The organism is Hymenobacter daeguensis, assembly GCF_054780555.1.
In genome coordinates this window covers 1-1,496 of the sequence record NZ_BAAGWC010000060.1, presented here as the reverse complement: position 1 = coordinate 1,496, position 1,496 = coordinate 1, and the positions used below count along the sequence as shown (strand labels likewise).

Here is a 1,496-nt window from a genome sequence, read left to right as displayed (position 1 = left end):
GCGGGGTAGCGGCGCACGGCCCGGCCCAGCGCATCGGTCAGCACCAGCGGCGCGGGGGCGGTGCCGGCGGGCAAACGCAGGGTGGCCGCGTGGTGGGCGGGGTTGGGATAGAGCTGCGCGGGGGTGAGGGTGCGGCTGGTGGAGGTGGCCGTGAGGGTGGGGTCGGTGAGGGAGGCGAGGAAGCCAAGGACACTGGAACTCGGATTAGCTAGGGCAATAGTGCTGAAGCTACTTATAGAACTATTGAAAAGGCCACCCACGTACACATTGGTGCCACTTATAGCCAGCGCAGTGGCTATATCGCTATCTGCACCGCCGGCCTGTTGTGCCCCTACGAAGCTACTTGTGCTCCCCGCATCCGTGAGCTTGGCCACGAATACATCGTTTGAGCCCGCATTGGTCAGGGCGGCAGCACCGAAACCTATTGTGAGGCTGTTAAAACTACCGGCCACGTAAACGCTCGCCCCGCTCAAAACCAGCACGTTCGCCGTGTCGAAACCCGCGCCACCGGCTCGTTGGGCCCAAGTGAAGCTACCCGTGCCACCTACGTCTGTGAGTTTAGCGATAAATGCATCTTGAGAGCCCGCATTCGGTAGTGTAGCGGCACCAAAACTAGCCGTAGAACTGCTAAAACTACCGGCCACGTACACGCTAGTGCCATTCAAACCTAGCGCGGTAGCCCTGTCATCATCTGTGCCGCCAGCCTGTTGTGCCCAAGTGAAGCTACCGGTGCTCCCCCCATCTATAAGCTTGGCCACGAATACATCGGTTGAGCCATTCACGCCCGCATTGGTCAGGGTGACAGTCCCAAAGCTCGCCGTAGGACTACCAAAGCCGCCGGCCACATACAAGTTGGTGCCACTCACAGTCAATGATAAGGCTTGGTCGTCGCCAGTGCCACCGGCCCGTTGCGCCCATGCGAAGCTGCCGGTGCTCCCCGCGTCGGTGAGTTTAGCGATAAACGCATCTTGAGAGCCAGCATTGGTCAGAGTAGTAGCGCCAAACCCTGCTGTAGAACTAAGAAAAGCCCCCGCCACGTATACGCTGGTGCCGCTTACAGCTAGCGCAGTGGCTTTATCATCGCTCGTACCGCCGCCAGCCTGTTGTGCCCAAATGAAGCTGCCGGTGCTCCCTCCGTCTGTAAGCTTGGCCACGAATACGTCGGTTAAGCCATTCACGCCCGCATTGGTCAGGGTGACGGTCCCAAAGCCTGCCGTACGGCTATTAAAATACCCAGCTACATACACACTAGTGCCGTTCACAACCAGTGCGGTAGCTACGTCAGCCCCTGAACCACCGGCCCGTTGGGCCCACATAAACTGATTGGTGGCAGGGTTGAACTTCGCTACGAATACGTCATAGCTTCCAACGCTAGTGAGCGTGGTGTTGCCCAGCACCACTGTACTCCCAAAAGTTCCAGCTAGGAGTTGTTAACAGTCACGCAACCAGAGAACGGTTGCGGCGAGGTGAATAAAGGCCAAAAAATGGGCATCCAA

1 protein-coding gene is annotated in these 1,496 nt (G+C 58.6%); it reads right to left on the bottom strand.

Annotation, left to right across the window (positions count from 1 at the left end):
* Window positions 1-374: hypothetical protein (locus tag ACYVHT_RS23270; RefSeq protein ID WP_460557789.1), on the bottom strand; the 374-nt coding region annotated here is incomplete at its 3' end.
* Window positions 375-1,496 lie beyond the last annotated feature (1,122 nt).